General features: G+C 33.7%; 8 protein-coding genes. 1 reads left to right on the top strand and 7 read right to left on the bottom strand.

Going from position 1 to position 8,922, the window contains the following annotated elements; translation table 11 throughout:
• The coding region (locus tag A9G24_RS04180; RefSeq protein ID WP_141673060.1) for an IS3 family transposase at window positions 1-607 on the top strand (607 nt) is incomplete at its 5' end.
• A 35-nt stretch (window positions 608-642) separates the two neighbouring features.
• On the opposite strand, the gene A9G24_RS04175 is transcribed toward A9G24_RS04180, so the two are convergent.
• The 7 genes from A9G24_RS04175 to A9G24_RS04145 all read right to left on the bottom strand — a co-directional run.
• Window positions 643-1,101 (bottom strand): hypothetical protein, encoded by a 459-nt coding sequence (locus A9G24_RS04175; protein ID WP_065637907.1) that lies wholly within the window; start codon window positions 1,099-1,101, stop codon window positions 643-645.
• Window positions 1,102-1,378: 277 nt separating this feature from the next.
• A complete protein-coding gene (locus A9G24_RS04170; RefSeq protein ID WP_141669939.1) occupies window positions 1,379-2,137 on the bottom strand; it encodes a hypothetical protein in 759 nt (252 codons plus the stop codon).
• A gap of 10 nt (window positions 2,138-2,147) precedes the next feature.
• Window positions 2,148-3,341, bottom strand: a complete 1,194-nt coding sequence (locus tag A9G24_RS04165) for a glycoside hydrolase family protein (RefSeq protein ID WP_141673059.1) — start codon at window positions 3,339-3,341, stop codon at window positions 2,148-2,150.
• Window positions 3,342-3,380: 39 nt separating this feature from the next.
• Window positions 3,381-3,956 carry a hypothetical protein gene (locus tag A9G24_RS04160; RefSeq protein ID WP_065579623.1) on the bottom strand — a complete coding sequence of 192 codons (576 nt, stop codon included), beginning with the start codon at window positions 3,954-3,956 and terminating at the stop codon, window positions 3,381-3,383.
• Window positions 3,957-4,090: 134 nt separating this feature from the next.
• Window positions 4,091-4,747, bottom strand: coding sequence for a hypothetical protein (locus A9G24_RS04155; protein ID WP_065579622.1), 657 nt, complete (start codon window positions 4,745-4,747; stop codon window positions 4,091-4,093).
• A complete protein-coding gene (locus A9G24_RS04150; protein WP_065637905.1) occupies window positions 4,744-8,250 on the bottom strand; it encodes a hypothetical protein in 3,507 nt (1,168 codons plus the stop codon). The genes A9G24_RS04155 and A9G24_RS04150 overlap by 4 nt, the downstream gene beginning before the upstream one ends.
• 11 nt (window positions 8,251-8,261) lie before the next feature.
• The coding region (locus A9G24_RS04145; RefSeq protein WP_141673058.1) for a DUF2345 domain-containing protein at window positions 8,262-8,922 on the bottom strand (661 nt) is incomplete at its 5' end.

Raw genomic sequence — 8,922 nt, 5'->3', positions numbered from 1 at the left:
CGGCTATAAATGGAATCATAAACGGGTGTATCGGGTGTATTGTGAATTAAAGCTTAATCTCAGGGTAAAGCGTAAACAGCGCATTCCTCTACGAAACCCAGAAAGGCTATCAGCCCCCAATAAACAAGGTGAATGTTGGTCAATGGATTTTATGAGTGACAGTAGTCGTAATCAGCGTCGCTTTAGGACGTTCAATGTCATCGATGACTTTAATCGTGAGGCGCTAGGCATTGATATTGCAGTAAGCTTACCGGCAGGGAGAATTACCCGTTACTTAGATAAACTGGCTGAATATCATGGCTATCCATTAAAAATACGGGTCGATAATGGGCCAGAATTTACAGGAAAAACCTTTATAAACTGGGCTAAATCCCATGATATAGCCATTGATTATATCCAGCCCGGTAGCCCTTATCAAAATGGCTATATTGAACGATTTAATCGTACCTATCGTACTGAAGTACTCGATTTATATCTTTTTAATAATCTAGAACAAGCAAGAAAGGTAACCGAAGAATGGCTAACAGTGTATAACACCGAAAGACCGCATGAGGCATTAAATAACATGACACCGATTGAGTATAAAACATTAAAACAGGCAGCTTAATTTTCTACGTAAGTTGTGTACTAAGTTTGGGGTATTTACACCCAAAAATTATTATCAGCGAAATCTCTAGCAGATGCTATAATATGTTTTCTATTGTATTTATATGGATAAATAGTGTAATCATCAGTATTAATCCCGCCTCCTGTATGTGTTCCATGCCTTTTAATCATAACAAATAAGAATTTTTCTTCATTAATTTTATGAAAGAAAGTAGATATAACTTCCATATTAATTTGTTTTTCATTTTTTGAGGAATAAATAAGATCTGCACCTTCTACATAGTAACGATCAATAATTCTTTTATTATTTCCACATACTAATACAAAATTTATTGGGTAATCTAAATCAGTCGTTCGTTCAAAATAGAATTGTCCGTTATGACACCATGATAAGTTAAAAGGACCATGTTCAATACGATTTTTCGATTCTTTAGCTTGTATTGGAAAAATAATAAAAGATGTTAGGCTAATTAGTAATATAATAAACTTCTTCATAATTTATCTTTCCTGCTCTATTTCAATGATTGATGCAATCCTATTAAAACGTGTTTTCCGATCCTCATACCCATTTTGACCACCATTAATAATGTGTGTCACTTGTTGAACTGTGCCTATTTTTGCTAATTGTGACAAAAGAATATTTTGGTTGTTTATTTTTCCAATCTTAGTAGTCCAATAAACAAAAGCTGATTCAATAGCATATTGAATAGAACTTGTAAGTAAATCAGGATTAGTAATAACATCTTGAATATTGCCATGATTAAATTTTCAACTAGTAAGGTGTAACTAATGGCATATATTCATGTAATTCTCTAGCATGTTGATACATAATATCCATTAAACAATTTTCATCCTTACATAGCTCTCTTTTTTGAATAAATTTTCTTTGATTATTATAAATTTCTTCAAAATCTTTCTGATCATTATTGTAGTCATAATATTTTTTTATATTGTAGTAAATGTCATGAATACTTCTGTCCAATCCTGAAAGATAAATATTTTGACAGATCAGTTTTTCAGATGATTTTCTGGCTATTGAACAAGAAAAACTCGGTTCAATATTCTGATGTTTTATTCTCTTTATTTCTAAAATTGAATCATATGTATTTATTATTAAATACTCGTTAGCATTTTTTTCGAAAAGTGTCCACGTTCTATTGATATTAGGACAAAAAATATCTATCTGGTTTATTGATTGTTTTATATTGATGTCAAAAGATTTAGTTGTTAATATTTCATTATTATTTTTTGCCATTTTCCTATTCAGGATGTCGTCAAAATTGACAACAAATTTATTTATATTATAACTTAAACAAGTTTCTATCTGATCACCAGAATATATATTTGTTTTAATAACATTTTCTTTCCATTGAAATATTCTATTAAGATAAATTGGATCATCATAAGATACTTTTTTTGTGTACACAGTATCACTAATATATACTTTAGATACAACCCAATTATCATTTAAATTTGCTTTTATTGAGAATGAAAAAAGTAGAATAACTAGTATAAAAAAAATACGAAACATATTTTCTTCCTTAATAAATTTTAGTCGCATATATGCCTTTTTCAAATATTTCTCGTTCTTTTTCTCTTCTTTTTTTTAAACCATCTAAAACTTTACCTCCAGATTTATTGTACTGCTCTAAAACATCCATAGCTTCTTTCTTTTTACCTTCATTGATATATTTTGCTAAATTACTATCACTCTTAATTGATCCAATATTGTAGACAAAAGAAACTAAAGCATCATATTCATGTTGATTCAAATTAATTTTTATAGTTTTATCAACTCTATTTTCATAGTCGGGAATTATTTTTTTTAATAATAATTTTTCTTGTTCCTCTGTTAATGAGATAACATCTTTATTTTCAGTTATAAAAGAATTAATCTCTGTTTCTTTTTTTAAACCAGCAGCATTAGAAACTTTTTGAGCTATATCGGATGAAATACCTATATCTAAAAGATCATTCAAAATATTTTCTGAACTTCTTTCTTTCATATCATATCCAGGACCTAAAGTAATACCACTTCCTGTTCCCGGCCAGTGCAACTTATTAGAAACATTTTTTCGAGCTTCTGCTAAATAAATAAAATTCAATCCTGCTTGTGATGTTTTTAATTTATTATTAACTTTTTTATAAAACAAGATTATCATCGCTACAGGATGAATAAACCACGCCTTGCCATCAGCGCTAAGCGTGGCTGGTGGGGTGGTATCTGCAGGGGGAGTTGTGGTATCCGTTGTCTCGCCATTTTCTGGGGGGGTGTCATTTTGTTGGTTTAGCTTGGCTAAGCCTTTAGCAACATCATCCCACCATAACATTTTTTTTATCTTCTCTTTGGTCTTTTCCCAAGCTGTTACTTGTTTTTCTAATGCTGCCATTTTGGCATAAGATTCAAACTGTTCTTTAGTCAACTTTTCCGATGGTGATTGTTGATAATCAGCAGGAAAACGGCTTATTTCTCGTCTTCGTGTTTCAAACCCTTTCGCTTCAGGGGAGTCCTTTGCTTTACCTACACGACTTAAATATGCATCTAATTTTGCTTCGTCACCCGTTTGTAAATACGTTAATACATTTTTAGCATTTTCCGTCAGCTCGCTGTTTAACGCTTCCCATTTCGGCAGTTTGCCTTCAGCATCAATTTCACTATACCATTCGCTTTCGTAATTGACTAATAAGCGGCTTAATGCCGAGTACAATATCGGTTTATGATGAATAAATTCCAATCCTTAACCATACAATATTAATATGTCTACTCATTACTATTACATATCTGGTTCATAATGAACATATCTCAGACACTCACCTTTAGAACAACCAAATACTATTTGTTTGATGTTTTTTCCATAAAAAAATCCTAGACCACCCAAATTAATACTATATTTTTTATTTATTCCATTAATTAATAATTCACCTTTTATTTCACACGGATAGATATCAAACGAATTTATTTGAGCTGAATTGATATCTTTTTCAGCAGTAGCGAAAAAATGTATTATCTCTTTTTTATCTAATTTCCATTTATTACATAAATCTTTAAGATAGTCACTATTATCTACTTCTAATACCTTTTTTATCGACAATACTTTAATTACATCACGATTATTGGCATTAGTAACAGCTGGGATCAATGTTCCAATTGTCAGCAGGAGGATAAAGATTTTTACCTTCTCCACTTGTTTTATAAGCAATGCATTGATGTTGATACAAGTCTTATCATTTAAATTAAACTCCTTTTGTAAAAAAATAACTAAATTTCTAATTGATTTCAATTGTTGCGATGTTGAGCCATCCCATTCCTTCGTTATTTTTTCATCATTCCACGCACGGATCTTCGCCAAAATATTAGAAATAGTCCAGTTCTATCATTTTTTAGTATCCAAATACTCTTTTACTTTTATCATAGAGAACTTTCTTCTTTTTGGCTGTATATTAGGAGGGAGTTAAATTTTATAAGCAGATTATTGTTTATCAATCAATTCCACTTATATTGTTTATAATTTGTTTCGTTTATCTTTTTAAAAATGCCTGAAGTACTCATTTGATATGTAAATCTTTTAGATTTTGCTTCACCCTTTCTAAAACCTTTACCGTTATTATCAATTAAATCATAATCAAGTAAATATTGCTCATTTTTACTAATTAAAATCGTCCCATTTTGTTGAATTGTAAAATCATTAAAGTATAACACTTCACCTTCTACATTTACTCGTTCATCTAGAACGATTACGTCAATAATGTTTCCATGATGATCATAACTATTTAGTTGAAAAACAAATACTGGCATATCATTATCAGTATAATTTATAAAAAATATACCTTTATATAAAATATTTTTGTAACTAAAATAAATAGCAGGATAATAGGAATCACTTCTACCAAATTTTGCTAATTTTCGCAAAATGCGGCATTCTTTATCAGAAAACCTAACTGATACTTTTTGATTTGGAGATATACGCAATTCTTCAGTTTTATCCTCCCAATAATAATATTTTGTTACGTCATTCGATGAATAAGGCAAACTTATTTTTTGATAATAATGTAGATCATTTTGTACATTATTACCCATTGCAAGATTAATATGACACAGTATGATAAAATATATAACTACAGGATAGATTAGGTTCTTCATTTTTTACGCTCCTTAATTTTATCCATATCATAAAACTGTACATGCAAATGATGATTATGGTGTGCAGTCTCTTTTGTTATATGGTTAGGAAATTTTTTAATTTTGTTTAAGGTATAACTCCAACCAAGCATATCTGTCCAACCAAATTTATACAAAGCATCATTCCACTGATTTTGACGTTCAACATCAAATAATTCAGGATGTAGATCAATATGAAGGCTTGTCCCATCTCCTTTTGCCAAAACTTCATCAATTCTTAAATATTTAAAATCACCATGATAACCATTATAATGGCTCTTACTGATCCCTGAACCACCAGTGATAGTACTAAACCCATTGCAACTAATATCAACAAAATTAACTTCTAGCATTGCGCCAAAAAAACTTGCTAAAGTATCACGATTCATGAAAAATCGTTTTTGACTACTATCTACATTAAAACAGTACTTCAGACCATGTTGTGAATATTTTTGACGAACTTCTCTTAAATCAATAAGATGAATGAATTTTGTAAGACCATATCTTTGGTGAGGGTAAAAAATATTTGTTACTTCAACATAATCATATATTCCTAATTGATGTACATGACTATTTTTATCATGATAGACATATTTATATTTTTTTTCATAACCTTTTAATGTCTCTACTGGTATATGCCTTTCAATTTTTCCGTCATGATAAATATGATAAGTAACAATTCCTACTCTAGTGAAATAATCCATCATCGCCACCGGATGAATAAACCACGCCCTACCATCAGCACTAAGCGTAGCAGGTGGGGCTGAGTCTGTTGGGGGGGTTGTGGTATTAGTTGTCTCGCCATTTTCTGGGGAGGTGTCATTTTGTTGGTTTAGCTTGGCTAAGCCTTTAGCAACATCATCCCACCATAACATTTTCTTGATTTTCTCTTTGGTCTTTTCCCAAGCTGTCACTTGTTTTTCTAACTGTTTAAGCAAAAAATAGATGTCCAATTGCCCTTTACTGAGCTTTTCTGTTGGGCTGTCTATATAGTCTGCTGGAAAACGTGCTATGCTTCTTCTTAGCTCTTCTAATCCTTTTTTGACTGATTTCTGTTCATCTGCTGCTAGTGTGTTTACATAGATATCACATTTTGCTTCATCCGCTTCTTTTAAATACGTTAATACATTTTTAGCATTTTCCGTCATCTCACTGTTTAACGCTTCCCATTTCGGCATTTTGCCTTCAGCATCAATTTCACTATACCATTCGCTTTCGTAATTGATTAATAAGCGACTTAATGCCGTAAATAGCATCGGTTTATCTGCAATGCCTTTAAAACTTGCTTCTTTTATACTGGTATATATATTTGTTTCAACCGGGTGTTGCTTATCAAGGATGGATAACGTTTCTTTTATTGTTGGCTTATATTGCAATAATGAATGGTTGTCTTTATTGCGTTTTAACGATTTGTCTGCGTCAAGGTAGATTTCTTTTAATGTGGCCGTTTCTTTTATCTGCGTAAAATCAAACCAATCCCAACAACAGACCCGCTTAGCACCTTCTCCATTCACTAACACCCAACCACTTCTTTTTCGGTTTTTATCATCAAGTACATCGACTTTTAACCACACGTTATCTTGTGCATCTATTGCTCGATTGTCGCTTAGTGATAACTTTGCATCATTCATCTCGACCTGTAATGCTGTGCCCACAATCAGCGCACTACTGGGTATATTGCTCGCTTGTAAAGGATGCTTAGTCCAAGCCGCCATGTTTTCGGCTAAAGACAACTCCCCATTGGGTTTGGCTACTTTGGCAATAGCCGCTTCATTTTTTATCCATAATGTCTTTATCTCAGTTTCTGATGACTGTATTTCAATTTGTAACCAAGCCACCTTCACATCTTGACTCATTATATTGATTTTGGTCTTCGCATACGGTTTACCCACAGTCGTATCCGATGCAGCTTCTTTTTCCAGTAGTTTGACCTGTTTAGCTATACCCAAAAAGGCTTTATCTTCCTCTGGGATTTTACTCGCTTCTGCTTGCGTTTGAGTAATATAACTTGGCAAGTCTTCACAGGTGAAACATTCAACATGTAAATGAGGACAAAATTCGCTGTCATTTAAACTTTCACCTAATGGCAAGGTTTCAAGATTAGAATATTTGCTTTTGAGTATACCTTTATTTTGGTTATGACCAATATGACCCACTAAATCACCCGCTTTAATCGGAAAGGGCTTATCTAAAACCACCACTTCGTTGTATTTTTTCCCTCTGACTATATTTTCAAGGCAATCATACCAAACTTTTTTCTTTTCTGCCGGTAACGGTAGTGTGGGCTTTCCATCTCGAACCACTTCCATTAACTCAACATAACTTTTCGTTTCTTTCTCTCCTGATATTTTAACTTGTGTGCCCTCTGGTAGCATTGAGTAAAGTTGTTTATCGTTTTTATCCTTAAAGTCATTCCAGACTCTTAAACCTTTAGATTTTACTAAATTAGCGTTAAATTCTTTTTTTTCTTTCGCCAATGTTATATCCGTTTCACTACTCAATATTTCAAATTCTGATGTTGTTACTGCTTTGCCAGTATACACCCAACCTAAAATATCGACTCCTGTTTCTGTTTCATCAGATTTGCGAGGTTTTAATTCAGGAATTGAGGAATACCCCTCGGCAAAATTCGAAACAGCATACCATTCATATTTTTCATCATGCAAATCTAGATTTAAATTGACTTTTGTGCCTTTTTGTAACACTGCGCGTATATTTTTATTATTTGAATTATCGGGTGTTTCTCGAATATTTAACCCAGCTACGTAATCTAAGTCCTTATGCCCTACGCGAACACGATAAATATCCTGCTCCCAAAATGCAGGGGTTGGCTCTTTAGGATTTTTATCGTAATAGTTTGTATCAGCTAAATGCATATACAAACTATAAAAATAAAGACGGTGTCCTGGTTGTTTTTCTTTTGCTGGCTCTGTCGTGTTGGGTGTTGTCTCTGACGTTGTTGCCGCTTCAGATGAAGAGGATGTGTCGGTCGCTGTCTCTGTATTTGTCTGAGGGGTTGTAGGGGGTGTAGGCGTTGTTGTATCGGTACTATTACTTGGTGATTGCGCCTGATTAGTATCCGCCGATGTCCCTTCTGTATTGGTGTTATTTTCGGTTGTATCACTTTCTGATACTGGCGTTTCTTCTACACGCTCCATTTCAAGCAAGTGCCTAACCAGAACAAAACCCGTTGAGAAAAAAACAACTTCATCGCCTTTATCTATTTTTTGATAATGGTCATTAACCCGATAAGCTATAATCTCACCATCAGCAATACAATGCACTCTACGCTCATTTTCATTCCCCAACTTTTTAAGAGCATTTAAATCAAAATGAACTCCACTATGTATAAGCTTGTTTACACTGACAGGATAAAACCCCGTTGATGCCGACATTAATGCTTCGTAATAAGCATTTGCGCTTAATTTCTCTTTTCCATCTATAATAACGGGATATTTCCATTTTTTTACCGCTGATAATGTCATTTTTTAGTTCCTTAACCTGAAAAATTAATATGGCCACTCTCTATTAATCGCCTAAGCGCGACATCAACATCACTTTTTGAGAATTTAAGTTTATTATCCTCTATACTTGCCGGCCCCATCTTCTGGAAGACATTACACTTAAGATAGATATTATCCTGTGTACCCAGTTCAATGCCTTCACTGCTGATTTTGATGTACGAACCACCACAAATAAGCGTGAGGTTGTCGTTGGCGGTAATGGTGACTTTACCATCCACGCTATCCACTTTGATATCTTGCTTGGCGGCCATATTGAGATTGGCATTTTGGGCTTGCACTTCAATATCACCTTGGTTGGCAAATAGTTTCATCCCCGATTTTTGCGCAAATAAACCAATCGCTTCAGCCGATGAAACAGTGACGTTGTTTAAAGCGTTGATGTCGGTTTGATGTTCGCTGGTTAAGGTGAGGCTGTTAGCTGTTGTCAGTTGAATATTTTCAGGGCTGGTTAGGGCGATGCCTTCTTGCGCATAGGCCAGTAGGCCACTTTGGGTTAGCTGAGTTAAGTTGGCTTTAAGTTGCGCTTGGCTGTCGGTATCGGCGCTGTGCGCTTCGGACTGGGTGGCGGCATTTTGTAGCGCTTTGGCAATAGAGAGGGCATTTTCAAGTTGGCTTATTGCCGCTTGCATATCC

This window comes from Gilliamella sp. App6-5, assembly GCF_001690525.1.
GTDB classification, from domain to species: Bacteria; Pseudomonadota; Gammaproteobacteria; order Enterobacterales; family Orbaceae; genus Gilliamella; species Gilliamella apicola_H.
This window is presented reverse-complemented; position numbering and strand designations above follow the sequence as displayed.